Source organism: Micromonospora sp. NPDC049903 (assembly GCF_044460945.1).
Classification (GTDB): domain Bacteria; phylum Actinomycetota; class Actinomycetes; order Mycobacteriales; family Micromonosporaceae; genus Micromonospora.
In genome coordinates, this window is sequence record NZ_JBITKL010000001.1 from 1,082,794 (window position 1) to 1,099,636 (window position 16,843).

A 16,843-nucleotide genomic window follows, 5' to 3' on the forward strand; every position below is an offset into this window, starting at 1 on the left:
AGTCACGGTTCGTGACGCAACAACTACGAGAGCACCTCATGTTACAGCCCGAAATTTGGGCAAAAGCGGACTAGTTGCAGCGCTCCAGAAGTTGCACGGCCCGCCAGCGCGCGACGAGCTTGTCGTACGCCGCTGACGCCTCTTCCGCCTCGCCTCGCGACAGTCCGGCGAGTCCGGCGGCGACCAGTTCCGCCGAGTCGTCCTCCGCGAGCGTCTCGTCGGAGAGCAACTCGACCAGACCCCCGTAGTCCAACTCCACCACCGAGCGGGGATGGAACTCCTCCAGCCAGCGGGCGGCCTCCTCGACCGCCTCGGTGATGGGCGCGTCCCCCACCGACTTGCGCAGCACCGACAACGCGCGCGACGACCGGCGGCGCGCCTTGGAGATCTCGGTCCGGAAGCGCAGCGAGCGGCGCTCCGGCGCGGTCACGTGGTGGCGCTCCTGCGCCTCGAACAGCACGAACCACCGCAGCGGCACGCCCCAGGTGGCGATCTGCTCGTGCACCCGGGGTACGCCGTGCTCCAGCACCCGGGCCCCGCTGCGCCAGTCCTCCACCACGGCCTTGGCCTGCCCGGCCAGCACCGGCGGCACGAATGCGTCGGCCAGCACCGCCGGCACCCCGTCCCGGGCGCTCAGCGCGGCCTCGGCCACCCGGATGCGCAGGTTCCACGGGCACACCAGCAGCGTCTCGTCCGTCTCCAGCACGTACGCCTCGTCGGGCAGGTCGGGCAGCCGGGTCCAGCCGGCGCCGAGCGCCTCGATCACCGAGGTCCGCTGCCGGCCCGGACCCTCCACCGGCGCCACCGCCCGCCCCTGCTCGACGTAGCGCCGCCAGTACGCCTGACGATCGCGATCGAAGGCGGTCAGCGGCTCGTACACGCGCAGGTATGAGGCGAAGAGCGACGGCACGGCGCGATCCTCCCACGAACGGCAAGCCGAGCGTTGCTCGGCGTCACCCGGGTGGTGCCGCGTGGCGAGCCGAAACGTGGGCTCGGAGCCCTCGACGCGCCCCGGAGGACTCCCGGCGCGTACGCCCGCTGGGCGGGATGCGGACGCCCGGAAGAGGCCGTGGAACGCCCGCCGATACTAGGCTCGCACCACCGGCAGCATCCCCGCCGGCTCGACCGAGGTCCGCGTCCCACAAGGGCGCCCGCCGACACAGGAGCCAGTCATGGGCGTATTCGCCACTTCCGACGACCCGGAATCCACAGGCCATGAGCAGGTCGTGTTCTGCCAGGACAAGCAGACCGGCCTGAAGGCGATCATCGGGATCTACTCCACTGCACTCGGCCCGGCGCTGGGTGGTACCCGCTTCTACCCGTACGCGAGCGAGGAGGCCGCCCTCGCCGACGTGCTCGACCTGTCCCGCGGCATGGCGTACAAGAACGCTCTCGCCGGGCTGGACCTGGGCGGCGGCAAGGCGGTCATCTGGGGTGACCCCGAGCAGATCAAGAGCGAGGCGCTGCTGCGCGCGTACGGCCGCTTCGTGGAGTCGCTGGGCGGGCGCTACTACACCGCCTGCGACGTGGGCACGTACGTGCCGGACATGGACGTGATCGCCCGCGAGACGCGCTACGTCACCGGCCGCAGCGTCGAGCACGGCGGAGCCGGCGACTCCTCGATCCTCACCGCCTGGGGTGTCTTCCAGGGCATGCGGGCGGCGGCCGAGCACGTCTGGGGAGTCCCCACGCTGCACGGTAGGCGGGTCGGTGTGGCCGGCCTGGGCAAGGTCGGCAAGTATCTGGTCGGCCACCTGCTGGAGGACGGCGCCGAGGTGGTGGCCACCGACGTGAGCCCCCGCGCGCTGGACTGGGCACGGACCACCCACCCCGAGGTGACGCTGGTCGAGGACCCGTCCGCGCTGGCCGCCGCCGACATCGACGTGTACGCGCCCTGCGCGCTGGGCGGTGCCCTGGACGACGACACGGTGGGGGCGCTGCGGGCCAAGGTGGTCGCCGGGGCGGCCAACAACCAGCTCGCCCACTCCGGGGTGGAGAAGCTGCTCGCCGACCGGGGCATCCTCTACGCCCCGGACTACGTGGTGAACGCCGGTGGTGTGATCCAGGTCGCGGACGAGATCGAGGGCTTCGACTTCGACCGCGCCAAGCTGCGGGCGACCCGCATCTTCGACACCACGCGGGAGATCCTCCGGCTCGCCGACACCGACGGCGTACCACCCGCCGTGGCGGCCGACCGGCTGGCGGAGCGGCGGATGGCCGACATCGGCCGGCTGCGCACGATTCACCTGCGGTGACCTCGCCGTACGTTGAGGGCGGGCCGCGTTGCTTCCGCCCTCAACGTACGTATCCGGCTAAACTGAAGATACGACGCGTTCATGGAGATTTACCCTGTGTCAGGACCGTTCCCGGCATCGCTCCTTACCGGGTACAGTGGGTGACGACCGGTTGACCGCCACGCGCGGCGGCGGTCAGCGGTAACCCGAGGTGCCGAACGGTGGCATCCCCATGTACCGTAAGAGCCACGAGAGATGCCTGACGTCATCGGGGCCCGCCTTCGGGCTGCCCCGCATTCTGTGCGAGGGGGTCGAGCCATGGGGCGCGGCCGTGCTAAGGCCAAGCAGACAAAGGTGGCCCGGGAGCTGAAGTATCACTCCCCGAACACCGACCTCGCCGCCTTGCAGCGAGAACTCGGCGGCAGCGGCAAGTCGGACCACCATTTCGACGACGACAAAGAGTACGTCGACGATGATGAGGACCACGCCGAGGACGACCCGGACACCTGGGTCCGTCCCACCCGCTGACCCCCGGTCACATCCGAGCACGCGGTAACTCCCCGCGTGCTCACGTATGTGCCCGGCACGCGGCGGCGTACCACCCGACGCTCAAGGGCCTGCCACGCCCGGAGGTAATCCGGGAACGTGGCGGGCCCTCGACTCCGGCCGGTCAGCGAGGCCGGTTGTTCCAGTTGTAGAACGTCGGGATGTTCTCGAAGTGGTTCCAGGCGCAGACCGCGCTCGACCCGTCGCCGCCCGTCACCTCCGCCCGTAGGCGTCGTGCGTCCTCTGCCTCCTGGAGCAGGGCGGTGAGCCCGGCGGCGGCCTCCCGCACCCGGTCGGTGATGCGGTCGGCCTCGTTACCCGTCACCCGCTCGGGCTCCCGGTGACTTGTGGTCTCGGGCATGATCCAACACTCCCTCCAGTAGGCGGATCTTGCTGTTGCGGCAGTGCTCGGTCTCCGTACCGTCGAAACGGCCCAGCTCGAAGTAGCGGTTGGCCGCGTGGCCTCCGCCACAGAAACCGAAGTACGGGCAGGACGAGCGGCAGGCTTCCACCCCGCTCAGGAACTCACCGACCCACCCGGTGCCGGCCGCACCGGCGAGGATCGTGTGCAACGGCGTGGTCAGGACGTTCCCGCTGCTGAAGTCGCCGTGGCGCGGATCGGTGAAGCCGGCCAGCTCGGGTGAGAGCACTACCACCGAGCCGTCGTACGCCACGGTGGGGATCGGGTCGAGGCTGGCCGGCAGCAGGCCGTCCGCCGTGCCGTCGAGGACTGCGGCGGCGTACCGCAGCGACCACTCGACCTCCCGCAGATGGATCCGCGGATCACGCCGCCAGGCCGCGACCAGCTCGGCCCAGAACCCGGTCACTGCGGCGGCGTCGTGAGCGTTGTCACGGGTGTTGACGCCCTCGGTCTCCTCGATGTTGACCCCGAGCACCTCGCACCCGAGGCCGAGGAAGTAGGCGTACAGCTCCGCCGCCCGGGCCGGCGACGGGTCGTTCACCACGGCCAGCGCCGAGAACGGCAGTCCGTGCCGGCGCAGCGCCGCCACCCCGCGCACGATCCGGTCGTACGCTGGCTGTCCCGCCCGGGTCACCCGGTCCCCGTTACGCGCCCGGGGCCCGTCCACGCTGACGCTGACCCGGATCCGGTGCGTCGCGAAGAACTCGCACCACGCGTCGTCGATCAGCGTGGCGTTGGTCTGCACATGGTGCTCCACCTCGGCGGAGAAGGGCGCCATCAACGCCGCCAGCCGCTCCCGGCCCGCCGCGAGCGGCTCCCCGCCGTGCCACACCACCGAGAACCGCCCCGAGGCGGCCCACGGGTTCACCGAGGCGGCCACCGCCTCCGCCACCGCCACCGACATCCGCCGGTCGGCGGCCCGCAACGGCAGGTAGCAGTACGCGCAGTCCAGATTGCAGAGGGTGGTGGGCTGCATCACGACGTACGACGGGACAGCGGAAAGACCCCGCATCCCACGCAACGACCGTCCCCGTGCAGCCATCGCCCTCCTCACCGGTTGACGGCTGCCGGGCACGCCACGGCACGGGCGCACCCACAGCTTCGAAGCAGCCCTTCAAGGCGAAGCAGCCTCAAGGCTAGGCCGCGACGGCCACTTGGGTGAACCCCTGACCAGGTGGTTGGACGATCAGTGTCAGATGATCAGCCGCGGGTGTGCTGCCCGATCATCTGCACCTCACCGGTGCCCTCGATGATTTCACCGGCCTGCCACGCGTCCACCCCGCGGCCGGTCAGCGTGGCCAGCGCACGGTCGGCGTCCTCGGCCGAGACGATCGCGAACATGCCGACGCCCATGTTGAAGGTCGCCTCCATCTCCGGGTCGTCGATTCGCCCCTTGGACTGGACCAGGTCGAAGATCGGCTGCGGCTTCCAGGTGGAGCGGTTGACCACCGCGTCCACGTGCTCGGGCAGGATGCGCACCAGGTTGCCGGGAATGCCACCGCCGGTGACGTGGGCCAGCGACCGCACCTCCGCCTCGGCGATCAGCTTGAGGCAGTCCTGCGCGTAGATCTTGGTGGGGGTCAGCAGCTCCTCGCCGAGGGTGCGCTGCCGGCCGAAGTCGTCGATCACCACGTCCAGCCGCATCCGGCCGGCGCCCAGCAGCACGTGCCGGACCAGGGAGTAGCCGTTGGAGTGCAGGCCGGACGAACGCATGGCGATCACCACGTCGCCCACCTCGACCCGCTCCGGGCTGAGGATCTGGCTCTCCTCCACCACGCCGACGCCGGTGGCCGAGATGTCGTACTCGTCGGGGCGCAGCACACCCGGGTGCTCGGCGGTCTCGCCGCCGAGCAGCGCGCAGCCCGCGTACCGGCAGCCGTCGGCGATACCGGCACCGATCTCGGCGACCCGGTCCGGCACGACCTCGCCGGTGGCGATGTAGTCCAGCAGGAACAGCGGCTCGGCGCCGCAGGCCACCAGGTCGTCGACGACCATCGCGACCAGGTCGATGCCGACCGTGTCGTGGATGTCCATCTGCTGCGCGATCACCAGCTTGGTGCCGACGCCGTCGGTGGAGGAGGCCAGGATCGGGTTCTTGTACTTCGTGGTGTCCAGCCGGAACAGGCCGGCGAAACCGCCCAGGTCGCCCATCACCTCCGGCCGGCGGGTCTGCTTCACCTTGGACTTGAGCAGCTCGACCGCGCGGTCGCCCGCCTCGATCGACACGCCGGCGTCCGCGTACGAGACCGAACGTTTGCGAGCCGGACGGCCGGTGCCGGCCGTCCAGGGCTGGCGGTCGCCGCCGGCGCCGGTCGGGCTGCTACCTGCGCCGCTGCGCTCGGACACGTGCGTCACGGTTCTCCCCTTAGTGGTTCTCGGCGGCCGTGTCGGCGGTGACCGACGCCGCAGCCGGATGGTGCTATGGGCGGTGTGTGGTCGCCGACATCGTCACGTCGGTCCGGGGCGTCGTCGTGCCGGCCTGCTCACCGGCGTCGACATCGTCGTCGACGCGGTTCGCGACCCGGCGGCTGATCCCTTCGAGCACGTGCTTGCCGATCAGGTTGCCGACGGGCAGCTCGATCGGGTACTCCCCGTCGAAGCAGGCCCGACACAGCCGGGTCTTCGGCTGCTCGGTCGCGGCGATCAGACCGGGCAGCGAGACGTAGCCCAACGTGTCAGCGCCGATCGACCGCCGGATGCCCTCGTTGTCGAGGCCGTTGGCGAGCAGCTCGGCGCGGGTGGCGAAGTCGATGCCGTAGAAACAGGGCCAGGAGACCGGCGGTGAGGAGATGCGGACGTGCACCTCCACCGCGCCGGCCTCGCGGAGCATCCGGACGATCGCGCGCTGGGTGTTACCCCGGACGATCGAGTCGTCGACCACGACCAGGCGCTTGCCGCGTACGTTCTCGCGCAGCGGGTTGAGCTTGAGCCGGATACCGAGTTGACGCAGGGTCTGCGACGGCTGGATGAAGGTGCGCCCGACGTACGGGTTCTTCATCAGGCCGGCGCCGTAGGTGATGCCGGACTCCTCGGCGTAGCCGATGGCAGCCGGCGTGCCCGACTCGGGCACCGGGATGACCATGTCCGCCTCGACCGGGTGCTCCTTGGCCAACTGGCGGCCGATCTGCACCCGTGCCGAGTGCACGTTGCGCCCGGCGATGGTGGCGTCCGGACGCGCGATGTAGACGTACTCGAAGAGGCAGCCCTTGGGCTCGGGCGCGGCGAACCGGTTGGACCGCAGCCCCTCGGCGTCGATCGCGATCAGCTCACCGGGCTCGACCTCACGGACCACGCTCGCACCGACGATGTCCAGCGCCGCGGTCTCGCTGGCCACCACCCAGCCCCGTTCCAGGCGGCCGAGCACCAGCGGACGCACCCCGTGCGGGTCACGGGCGGCGTACAGCGTCGACTCGTCCATGAAGGCGAAGCTGAACGCGCCCCGCAACTGCGGCAGCACCTCCAGCGCGGCGGCCTCGACGGAGAGATCCGGGCGGCTGGCCAGCAGCATGGTGACCAGCGAGGTGTCGTTGGTCGAGCCGTCGGTGCCCAGACCACGCTCGGCGACCTCACGCTGGAGATCGGCGGTGTTGATTAGGTTGCCGTTGTGGGCCAGCGCGATCGTGGTGCCCGAGCTGGTGGCCCGGATGGTCGGCTGGGCGTTCTCCCAGGTCGAGGCACCGGTGGTCGAGTATCGGGTGTGGCCGATGGCGACGTGCCCGCGCAGGCTCGCCAACGTCGGCTCGTCGAAGACCTGGGCGACCAGGCCGAGATCCTTGTAGACCACCACTCCGGAGCCGTCGCTGACCGCTATCCCGGCTGCCTCCTGGCCCCGGTGCTGTAACGCGTACAGCCCGAAGTAGGTCAGGTTGGCGACCTCCTCCCCGGGCGCCCAGACGCCGAAGACGCCGCACGCGTCCTGGGGGCCTGGTCGTTGGGGATCAAGGTCGTGGCTCAGCCGGCCGTCGCCTCGGGGCACCTGCCGCTCCCTCTTGCTGGTCTGGACTGGCCTGGCGGAGCCACCGGGGCCGCTCCGCGCTGCATCGGCCGGAACCACACTGTCGTCGCCTGACAGTGTACGCGAATCCATGTCGCCACATACAGTCACACTGATACGCCGCAGTGTCATCGCGCCACAGGCGTCACTCCAGTTCGAGCGGCAGGTACGCGGACAGATCCGCTCGCGTGCCACTCGCCCGTACGCGACCCTCCGTGACGGCACGCTCCCAGTCGAGCCTCCCGGCGGCGAGCGCGACCCAGGTCTGTGGATCCATCTCCACCGTGTTCGGAGGAGTACCGCGGGTGTGTCGCGGACCCGGAACACACTGAACTGCACCGTAAGGTGGGACACGCACCTCCACCGATCGGCCGGGGGCGCGCTCCGCGAGGGTGGCCAACAGGGCCCTGACCGCCGCTCGGAGCACCGGCCGTTCGGGCGCGCGTCCCTCGTCGAGCGCCGACAGCGCCGCGGCCACTGCGGTGGACTTAATGTACGGAGAGGACACGACGGGACGATACGGCGCGGCTGCCCGGCGCGTCACGATGGCCCTGGGTCGCGCCGATCCGCCCCGACAAGGCATAGTTGCCGACGGCGTATTCGTACCGTGATGTTCCTTCGGCCGGCGCTCGCCGGTACGAGGAGGTCAGTCCGGAAGGCGGTGGACGTGTCAACACACCGACGAGCCTGGCAAAAGCGGGCCGGTGTGGTCGTAGCGCTGATTGTCGGTGCCTTACTCGCCGCCCCCGCCACACCCGCACTCGCCGCGAACCCGGACGTCCAGATCACCAACCTGCCGAACGGCACTCTCCAGGCCGGTCAGCAGACGTCGATGACGTTCCGCGTCAAGAACAACAACGAGTTGCCGACCCCGTTCAGCATCTCCGTCGGCACCTTCAACGGGCTGAGCTGCCAGGGTGACTGCAACATCCCCGCGCGCGTGATCGGTCCCAACGAAGAGGTGTCGATCACGGTCAACCTGGTCGCGGGCGACGTGGCGGCCGGCCAGGAGCGCTCCGGTCGGGTGCGGGTCTCCGCCCGGGCCGGCGGCGACCAGGGCGGCGACGAGCGCGACATGACGGTACGCGGGCCCAACCCCCCGCCCACCTCGCAGGCACCGCAGACCGTGCGGTCCATTGCGGGCAAGGTCGTGGCGCGGTCAGGTGACGCGGTGCCGAACGCGTATGTGCTGCTGGTGGACAGCGCCGGCCGTCAGCGGGACACCACCAGCGACGGCAACGGCAACTTCCGCTTCACCGGCAACAGTGGCAACCCGATCGCGCCCGGTCGGATCGACATCGGCGCGAGCAAGGACGACATCCGGGCCACGGTGAGCTTCACCGCCAACGCGGGCCAGCAGATCAACGGACGGCGGATCACCCTCGCCATCGAGTCCTCGGCCAGCCCGAGCGCCACCCCCTCGGAGACTGTGTCGGCGGAGCCGACCGAGGACCCGTTCGCGGACGACGCCACCGACGATCCGGAGACGCCGCCCGGCGACACTCCCGCCGCCCAGGCCCCGGCGGCCAACGAGAGCTCCGGCGGCTTCGGCAACTGGCTGCTGATCCTGCTCGGTGGTCTCTTCGTGGCCATCGGTGTCGGCACGATCGTGCTGCTCTGGATGAAGCGCAAGGAGAACGAGGACGCCGATCCCGACGGTGAGCCCGTCGGTGGGGCGCCGGCCGGTGCGGTTCCCGCAGCCCGAGGCTCGTTCGCCGGGGCGGACGACCAGACCCGGGTGGTGAATCGGGTGGGCTCCACCCCGGACCCGACCATGGTGGGCGGTCCCGGGCTGGCCAACGCGCCGACGATGATGCACCAGCCGGTGGTCGACGACGTCCCGCCGGACCCGTACGGTGCGCCTCCGCAGCCGTACGGCGCGGCGGGCGGGTCGGGACAGGCCTGGTCGGGCGGTTACGGCGAAGAGCAGGGCGGCGGCTACGGCGGCGGCCCGGGCTACGGCAACGCCCCGTCCTCCGGCAGCGGATACGGCAATGCCCCCTCGTCGGGCGGTGGCTACGGCAACAGCCCGTCCTCGGGTGGCGGTTACGGCAGTCGTGACTACGGTGCGGGCGGCGGTGGGTCCGAGTACCCGCCGGCCGGTGGCGGTGGAGCCGGCTACGGCGAGCGGTTCGACGAGCCGACCGGGCGTTACCAGGGTGAGGACACCCGCTATCCGGCGCCCGCCGACCCGTACGCGACCGGTGTCTACCAGCCGGAGGGCGGCCAGGGCTACGGCCAGGGTGACCCGACCGGCGGCTACGGCCGGGGCGAGTCCGGCGGTTACGGCCAGGGCGGCGGCGACGCCAACCGGGGCTACGGCCAGGGTGATCCGACCGGCGGCTACGGCCAGGGCGAACCCGGCGGTTACGGCCAGGGCGGCGGCGACGCCAACCGGGGCTACGGCCAGGGTGACCCGACCGGCGGCTACGGCCAGGGCGAACCCGATGGCTACGGCCAGGGCGGCGGCGACGCCAACCGGGGCTACGGTCGGGGCGAGCCGACCGGCGGCTACGGCCACGGCGCGGAGCCGACCGGCGGCTACAACGAGCCCGGAGGCTACGGCCAGGAGCCGCCGCAGCAGCGCGGTGGCTACGACAACTACAGCGAGCCCACCGGTTACGCCCCGGGCGGCTACGGCCAGGGCGGCGGTTACGGCCAGGAGCCGCCGCAGCAGCGCGGTGGCTACGACAACGCCTACGAGCAGGGTGGCTACGGCCAGGGCGGGGGCTACGGCCAGGAACCGCCACGCCAGCGCGGTGGCTACGAGGACAGCTACGAGCAGCAGCAACAACAGCAGGGTGGCGGCTACTACGGCGACCCGGCGCAGACCGGTCGCGGTCGGTCGGACACCCCGGGGCAGGAGCGGGGCGGACGTCGGCTGGACTGGATGGACGACTGATCCACACCCCGTACGCGTCGTCCTGAGGCGCGAGCACCGACGACAAGAGCCGCGGACCGGAAGGTTCGCGGCTCTTGTCGTCGGTGGACCGCTCGCGGTGTCCGCTGTGACCGGACGGGACGTGTGACCGGACGGGACGCGGTCAGGCGGCGGAGAAGACGCCCTGTCGCAGCAGGGGGACCACATCGGAGTCGCCGACCCGGACCGCGATCTCGACGTCGTCGGTGAAACCGGCCTCGATCAGCTCGCGACCGGACACGCAGCCCCGGACCGCCGCAGGTACGTCCGGCGTGCTCGCCAGCGCGGCGAGCGCCATGGCCGCCTCCACCGAGAGGCCACCCGGCACTGCGGAGATGGCGTCCAGTACGCAGGCCGCGCCGAGTTGGTCCTCCACCGCCGGCCTCAGCGAACCGTCCGGCCACTGCTCTCCGGCGGCGACCACCCCGATCGGGTCGGTGGTCGAGCCGTACCCCTGGCGTAGCAGCCAGCTCCCGACGGCGCGGGCGTTACGCAGGTTGGCCGCCACCACCGGCAGACCGGTGGCGCTGGCGGCGGCGCTGATGGCCGACCCGTTCGGGGAGGGCAGCACCAACTCGGCGACGAACGGTGCCCGGCTCAGCGCGGCCGGCGACAGCGACCACGGATGTTGCGCGGTCTGTCGGCGACCGGTGGCGACCACCGCGCCGATCCGCTGTGCGTAGTCGGCAGCCTGGGCGCCCCAGGGGAACGGGTGCACGCGCATCCCCCGCCCGACGGCCACCTCGACGGTGGTGGTGAACGACAACACGTCCACCACCACCAGTGCCGCGCAGACCCGGCCGAGTTCGGCAGCTCCCGCGAGGCCCCAGTCGAACCGGGCTCCCGATCCGGGTTGGGCGAAGACGGCCGAGGCCACCGCCTCAGCGCTCGTCGGACGCGGCAGGCTGCTCGGTGGCACCGGACTGCGGAGCCTCGGCCCCGGGCCCGTCGGCCAGAGCGTCCCCGGCCGTCGACGTCTCACCGGCAGCGGTCGCCCGGACCGGCGGCGTCGCCCGGTCGGCCGGGCGCTCGGCCACCGTCGCGGTCTCGTCCTCGGTCTCGGCACCCGTCGTCGCCGGCACCTCGGATGCGGCGACCGGACTGTCGGTCGCCGGCACCTCGTCCGCCACCGCCACCTCGTCCACCACATCGGCGGTCTCCGACGTCGCGTCGGCGGGCGGTGCCACCTCGGCGACCGGAGCCGCCTCGGCGGTCTCGGCAGTCGGGGCGACGTCGGCCTGGGCCGGCGTCGCGACGGCCTCCGGTGCGGTCACCTCGAACTGCTGTACGCCCCCGAAGATCTTCGGAAGGGTGCCGGTGTGCGCCTCGCGCAGCTCGTCCAACTCGACCCGGAACTGGCCGTGCACCTCGAGCGCAGCGGCGGTGGAGTCGGTGACCCCGATCAGCTCCCACGGCACGCCGTGCTCGGCGCAGAGCGCGGTGAACGCCTTCTCGTGCCCGCGCGGCACCGAGACCAGCACCCGGCCGGCGGACTCGCTGAACAGGAAGACGAACGGCATCGAGCCGCCCTCGAACCGCTCCGGCACCGCGATCCGCGCGCCGACGTTGTGCCGAAGGCAGGACTCCACCAGGCTCTGCGCGAGACCGCCGTCGGAGAGGTCGTGCGCGGAGCTGAGGTGACCGACCCGGGCGGCGGCGGCCAGCAGCCCGGCGAGCTGCTTCTCCCGCGCCAGGTCGACCTGCGGGGGTACGCCGCCGAGGTGCTCGTGGGTGACCCAGGCCCATTCCGAGCCGGAGAGCTCCACGTGCGTCTCGCCGAGCAGGAAGAGCTGGTCGTGGTCGTTGTTGGTGCGCGCGACGAAGCCGGACGCCACCCGTTCGGCCACGTTCTCCAGCACGCCGAGCACGCCGACGACCGGAGTGGGGTGGATGGCCGCCGCACCGGTCTGGTTGTAGAAGCTGACGTTGCCGCCGGTCACCGGGATGCCCAGCTCGGCGCAACCGTCCGCCAGGCCGCGTACCGCCTCGGCGAACTGCCACATCACGCCCGGGTCCTCCGGCGAGCCGAAGTTCAGGCAGTCGGTGACCGCGATCGGCGTCGCACCGGTGACCGCGACGTTGCGGAACGCCTCGGCCAGCGCCAACTTGGCACCGTGGTACGGGTCGAGCCGGGCGTACCGGCCGTTGCCGTCCACCGAGAGCGCCACGCCCAGGCCGGTCCGCTCGTCGATCCGGATCACGCCCGAGTCCTCCGGCTGGGCGAGCACGGTGTTACCCAGCACGTACCGGTCGTACTGCTCGGTGACCCAGGTCTTGTCGGCCAGGTTCGGCGAGGCGATCATGCGCAGCAGGGTCTCGCGCAGCGCGTCCGGGTCGCTCGGCCGGGGCAGCGTCTCGGCCCGGTCGGCCTGGAGCAGGATCAGGTCCGCCGGCTCCCGCATCGGGCGGGCGTAGACCGGGCCGTCGTCCACCAGCGAACCCGGCGGCACGTCGACCACCAGGTGGTCCCGCCAGGTGATCAGCAGGCGGCCGGGCTGGCCGTCCGGCTGCGGTGCGGTGACCTCGCCGATGGCGGTGGCCAGCACGCCCCACTTCTCGCAGGTCTTGAGCACCGCGTCGAGCTTGTCCGGCTCGACGACCAGAAGCATCCGCTCCTGCGACTCGCTGGCCAGGATCTCGTGCGGCTCCATCGACGGCTCACGCAGCGGCACCCGCTCCAGCCAGACCCGCATGCCGGTGCCGGCCGCCGCGGCGGTCTCGGTGAGCGCGCAGGTCAGCCCGGCACCGCCGAGGTCCTGGATGCCGGCGACGAGCTGGGCGTCGTACAGCTCCAGGCACGCCTCGATCAGCAGCTTCTCGATGAACGGGTCACCGACCTGCACCGACGGGCGACGCTTCTCACTGCCCTCGCTGAAGGTGGCGCTGGCCAGGACGGAGACACCACCGATGCCGTCCCGGCCGGTCTTGGCGCCCATCAGCACCACGACGTTGCCGGGGCCGACGGCGGCCTTGTTCTGCAGGCGGCTGACCGGCAGGACGCCGAGGCAGAGCGCGTTGACCAGCGGGTTGCCCTGGTAGCAGGGGTCGAAGACCACCTCACCGCCGATGTTGGGCAGGCCGAGGCAGTTGCCGTACCCGCCGACGCCGGCCACCACGCCGGGCAGCACCCGGGCGGTGTCGGGGTGGTCGGCGGCACCGAAGCGCAGCGGGTCCATCACCGCCACCGGGCGGGCACCCATGGCCAGGATGTCGCGGACGATGCCGCCGACGCCGGTGGCGGCACCCTGGTACGGCTCGACGAAGCTCGGGTGGTTGTGCGACTCGACCTTGAAGGTCACCGCCAGCTCGTCGGAGATCTGCACCACACCGGCGTTCTCACCGATGCCGGCCAGCAGCCGGTCGCTGGGCGGAGCCTTCTCGCCGAACTGCCGCAGGTGGACCTTGCTCGACTTATAGGAGCAGTGCTCGCTCCACATGATCGAGTACATCGCCAGCTCGGACTGGGTCGGCCGGCGGCCAAGGATGTGCCGGATGCGGTCGTACTCGTCGTCGCGGAGCCCGAGCTCGGCGTACGGCTGAAGCTCGTCCGGGCTGCCGTCGGCGGCCGGGACGGTGTCCACCCCGCCGGTCCAGTCGGTGGCCTCCTGCGCGGCGGCGTGCCGGGGCACGGCGGCCGAGGGCGCGGCGGCAGCCGGGGTCGACTGGACCGGCGCGGCCGGGAATGCCTCCGGGGTCTCCCGTACCGGGTCCGGATGCGTGGTCATGACATCTCCTCGTTGCGCTCGCCGCCGGGAAGGCGGGTGAGCTGACCGTTGATCCCGCAGCCGACGGTCACGCCGGCGTCCCCACCAGGTGCTTGAGCACCGAGGTGAAGAAGCCGAGGCCGTCGAGGGAGGGGCCGGTGAGCGCCTCCACCGCGTGCTCGGGATGCGGCATGATGCCGACCACGTTGCCGGCGGGGTTGGTGATCGCGGCGATGTCGCGCTGCGACCCGTTCGGGTTGCCGCCGAGGTACCGGGCCACGACCCGACCTTCGGCCTCCAGCTCGTCCAGCGTCGCCGGGTCGGCGACGTAGCAACCCTCGCCGTTCTTGACCGGGATCAGCACCTCCTGGCCGGGCTGGAACGCGTTCGTCCAGGCCGTACCGGTCGTCTCGATCCGCAGGACCTGGTCCCGGTTGCGGAAGTGCAGGTGCTGGTTGCGGGTGAGCGCGCCGGGCAGCAGGTGCGCCTCGCAGAGGATCTGGAAGCCATTGCAGATGCCGAGCACCGGCAGGCCACCGGCTGCGGCGTCGATGATCTTCTCCATCACCGGGGCGAACCGGGCGATGGCACCGCACCGCAGGTAGTCACCGTAGGAGAAGCCGCCGGGCAGGACGACCGCGTCCACCCCGTGCAGCTCCGCGTCCCCGTGCCAGAGGCGGACCGGCTCCGCGCCGGCGATCCGGACGGCCCGGGCCGCGTCCCCGTCGTCGAGCGAGCCGGGGAACGTCACCACACCGACCCGGGCGGTCACGAGCGGGCGTCCGCGGCTTCGTCGGCCTCGACCAGGTGGACGGTGAAGTCCTCGATGACCGGGTTGGCGAGCAACTTGTCGGCGATCTCCCGGGCCCGGTCCAGGTCCGGTTCACCGGTGAAGTCGATCTCGATCCGCCTGCCGATCCGTACCGAGGCGACGTCGTTGACGCCGAGCCGGGGCAGCGCGTTTGCGACGGCCTGGCCCTGAGGATCGAGGATCTCGGGCTTGAGCATGACGTCGACGACGACGCGAGGCACTGGGCACTCCTGACTGTGTACGCAGTTGGGTGCCGACCCACAACGGGCGAGCGCAGCCAGCCTACCTGGCAGATACAGCGCCAGACGCACCGGCCGGACGCGGTCCGGGCGGTGTCCGACCGCACCCGCGTGGGGCCTTCGGGACCGATACGGGTTCGTTGCAGTCTCGATACTGGTTCGTTGCCGGGTGGCCCGGTCCGGGCGGGTTTCACCCCTCCTCGGGCGGAGACCGGGCACCGATCGGCCCGTTCCGGCACCTCCTCTCCTCGACGTCGGGGAATCCGACTGTTACATCCGATTGTTTCGATGAACCTCTTGTGAAACACCTCACCGGGCCCTACGGTACATCGTCAGACGTCGATTCATGGACGTCGCGGTGGCGGTTCACCCCCTCCCGCCAGCGCAGACCGACTCGGCCAACCCGGGTCACCGAACCCCGAAGGAGCCCTACCGATGCGCATCCGATCCCTGATCGTGGCCTTCGCCACAGCCATGGTTGGCGTCGTCGGCGCCAGCTCCGGCGCCGTCGCCTCCCCCGTCAGCCCGTACATCATCGGCGGCAGCACCGTCTCCTCGGCGCCGTGGGCGGCAGCGGTGTTCAGCAACGGCTCGTTCACCTGCTCCGGCACGATCATCGCGCCCCAGTGGGTGCTCACCGCCCAGCACTGCATCGGCAGCAACATGTCCGTCCGGGTGGGCAGCGTGTACCTCACCTCCGGCGGCGTCACCCGCACGGTCAGCGCCACCTACGGTCGCTACGACCTGGCCCTGATGCGGCTCTCCAGCGCAGTGAGCACCAGCTACGTCACGCTGGCCAGCAGCAACCCTCCGGTCAACTCCACCAACTCGATCTACGGCTGGGGCCGGACCTGCTACAGCGGCTGCGCGGCCTCTCCCCAACTCAAGACCGCGTCGGTGCGGGTGACCAGCACCAACGTCTCGGACGCGTACGGCGGGCAGGCGATCCGGAGCACCCGGGTCAACGGCAACGCCTGGCGGGGCGACTCGGGCGGCCCGCAGTTCTACAACGGCGCGCAGGTCGGCGTCGCCTCGACGGCCGACGGCGTGAACATCCAGAACTACGGCAGTGTCGCGTTCAACCGGGCCTGGATCACCTCGGTGGCCGGTGTCTGACGGTTAGCGCCCGGTCGGCGCGGATGGTGGGCTACGCGCCCGCCGTCCGCGCCGCGTCGTTTTTCAGCATCCGATCAGGTGAACAACCCTCACGTTGTCGACCCGCATCGACTGCCAGCATCAGAAACGTGCTGGTCGTGACGACGGACCAACTTCCCGGCTACGAGATCCGCCAGATCCTCGGCGAGGTGGTCTCCTCCATGGCCAGGACCCGCAACCCCTATCGCGAGGGGGTGAAGAACCTCCGTGGTGGCGCGTACGACCCGTCGGCCCCGGACAACCTCACCCGCTGGCGTACCGACTCGGTGGCGCGGCTCGGCGAGGAGGCCCGGCGGCTCGGCGCGAACGCGGTCGTCGGGATGCGGTTCGACAGCCGGGACTGCGGCGAGATGTGGATGGAGATCTGCGCCTACGGCACCGCCGTGATCGTGGCACCGACGGTGCCCGACGTCATGCCGCCGGACCAGCCCCTCGTCGCAGCCGAGACCGCCCAGGACCCGTCCTTCGCCCAGTCCCCGGGCGGCATCGCCGAACCCGCAAGCGCCCCCAACCTCAGCTCCGCCGCCGAAACCCCCACCCGCGACTAACCCACCCACCCCACCAACCCCACTCCCACCCCACCCACCCCGGCCCGGCCCGGCCCGCTGGCGTTGATCAAGGAGTTTTGGCCCTCTGGAGTACTCCTCGGTGACCAGAACTTCTTGATCAACCCGACGTCGGGGGGGTGGGAGGTGGGGTGGGGGTGGGGAGGCAGTGGGGTGCGGGGGGGTGTCCCTATGGGTTCCGTCAAGCGGCGAGGGCCAGCTTTTCTGCAGGTTTGTGCTGGTAAGGCGTCGCGGTGCGAAGCATCGCGTGCAG

The 16,843-nt window shown here is 71.2% G+C and carries 15 protein-coding genes; 5 read left to right on the forward strand and 10 right to left on the reverse strand.

All coding sequences use genetic code 11. The annotated features are described in order from the left end of the window. Nucleotides 1-70: 70 nt before the first annotated feature. A complete protein-coding gene (locus tag ACIBO1_RS04675; RefSeq protein ID WP_350697573.1) occupies nt 71-910 on the reverse strand; it encodes a hypothetical protein in 840 nt (279 codons plus the stop codon). Nucleotides 911-1,172: 262 nt separating this feature from the next. Between ACIBO1_RS04675 and ACIBO1_RS04680 the strand changes: the two genes are divergently transcribed. After that, entirely contained in the window at nt 1,173-2,255 is a 1,083-nt protein-coding gene (locus ACIBO1_RS04680; protein ID WP_396741416.1) for a Glu/Leu/Phe/Val dehydrogenase, read from the forward strand. Between the two features lie 297 nt (nt 2,256-2,552). Next, entirely contained in the window at nt 2,553-2,762 is a 210-nt protein-coding gene (locus tag ACIBO1_RS04685) for a DUF3073 domain-containing protein (RefSeq protein WP_131051420.1), read from the forward strand. Nucleotides 2,763-2,904: 142 nt separating this feature from the next. Here the strand turns inward: ACIBO1_RS04685 and amcA are convergent, their stop codons facing one another. The 5 genes from amcA to ACIBO1_RS04710 form a co-directional block, all read right to left on the reverse strand. Then, entirely contained in the window at nt 2,905-3,141 is a 237-nt protein-coding gene (gene amcA, locus ACIBO1_RS04690; RefSeq protein WP_396741418.1) for a multiple cyclophane-containing RiPP AmcA, read from the reverse strand. Then, nucleotides 3,095-4,213 carry a cyclophane-forming radical SAM peptide maturase AmcB gene (gene amcB / locus ACIBO1_RS04695; RefSeq protein ID WP_396741526.1) on the reverse strand — a complete coding sequence of 373 codons (1,119 nt, stop codon included), beginning with the start codon at nt 4,211-4,213 and terminating at the stop codon, nt 3,095-3,097. Before amcB ends, amcA begins: the two co-directional genes overlap by 47 nt. Before the next feature lie 188 nt (nt 4,214-4,401). Further along, the gene (gene purM / locus ACIBO1_RS04700) at nt 4,402-5,556 is read right to left on the reverse strand and encodes a phosphoribosylformylglycinamidine cyclo-ligase (RefSeq protein WP_350697577.1); all 1,155 of its coding nucleotides are present in this window, start codon (nt 5,554-5,556) and stop codon (nt 4,402-4,404) included. 64 nt (nt 5,557-5,620) lie between these two features. Beyond that, nucleotides 5,621-7,177, reverse strand: coding sequence for an amidophosphoribosyltransferase (gene purF, locus ACIBO1_RS04705; RefSeq protein WP_396741420.1), 1,557 nt, complete (start codon nt 7,175-7,177; stop codon nt 5,621-5,623). A gap of 163 nt (nt 7,178-7,340) precedes the next feature. After that, nucleotides 7,341-7,673, reverse strand: coding sequence for a sterol carrier family protein (locus tag ACIBO1_RS04710; RefSeq protein WP_396741528.1), 333 nt, complete (start codon nt 7,671-7,673; stop codon nt 7,341-7,343). Nucleotides 7,674-7,901: 228 nt separating this feature from the next. On the opposite strand from ACIBO1_RS04710, the gene ACIBO1_RS04715 reads away from it, so the two are divergent. Continuing rightward, the gene (locus ACIBO1_RS04715) at nt 7,902-10,097 is read left to right on the forward strand and encodes a carboxypeptidase regulatory-like domain-containing protein (RefSeq protein ID WP_396741422.1); all 2,196 of its coding nucleotides are present in this window, start codon (nt 7,902-7,904) and stop codon (nt 10,095-10,097) included. A 142-nt stretch (nt 10,098-10,239) separates the two neighbouring features. Here ACIBO1_RS04715 and ACIBO1_RS04720 read toward each other — a convergent pair whose 3' ends face one another. From ACIBO1_RS04720 to purS, 4 genes are all read right to left on the reverse strand, one after another. Further along, nucleotides 10,240-10,992: a 2-phosphosulfolactate phosphatase gene (locus ACIBO1_RS04720; RefSeq protein ID WP_396741530.1), complete on the reverse strand. Its 753-nt coding sequence runs from the start codon at nt 10,990-10,992 to the stop codon at nt 10,240-10,242. A 4-nt stretch (nt 10,993-10,996) separates the two neighbouring features. Then, complete coding sequence (gene purL, locus ACIBO1_RS04725) at nt 10,997-13,840, reverse strand: phosphoribosylformylglycinamidine synthase subunit PurL (RefSeq protein WP_396741424.1); 2,844 nt, start codon at nt 13,838-13,840, stop codon at nt 10,997-10,999. Nucleotides 13,841-13,907: 67 nt separating this feature from the next. Next, on the reverse strand, nt 13,908-14,591 hold the full coding sequence (gene purQ, locus ACIBO1_RS04730) for a phosphoribosylformylglycinamidine synthase subunit PurQ (RefSeq protein WP_396741426.1): 684 nt from the start codon (nt 14,589-14,591) through the stop codon (nt 13,908-13,910). Next, on the reverse strand, nt 14,588-14,851 hold the full coding sequence (gene purS / locus ACIBO1_RS04735; RefSeq protein WP_131051412.1) for a phosphoribosylformylglycinamidine synthase subunit PurS: 264 nt from the start codon (nt 14,849-14,851) through the stop codon (nt 14,588-14,590). The genes purQ and purS overlap by 4 nt, the downstream gene beginning before the upstream one ends. Before the next feature lie 453 nt (nt 14,852-15,304). Between purS and ACIBO1_RS04740 the strand changes: the two genes are divergently transcribed. Further along, nucleotides 15,305-15,985, forward strand: coding sequence for a S1 family peptidase (locus tag ACIBO1_RS04740; protein WP_396741428.1), 681 nt, complete (start codon nt 15,305-15,307; stop codon nt 15,983-15,985). 23 nt (nt 15,986-16,008) lie between these two features. Beyond that, a complete protein-coding gene (locus tag ACIBO1_RS04745; RefSeq protein WP_396741430.1) occupies nt 16,009-16,572 on the forward strand; it encodes a YbjQ family protein in 564 nt (187 codons plus the stop codon). The last annotated feature ends 271 nt before the right edge of the window (nt 16,573-16,843 follow it).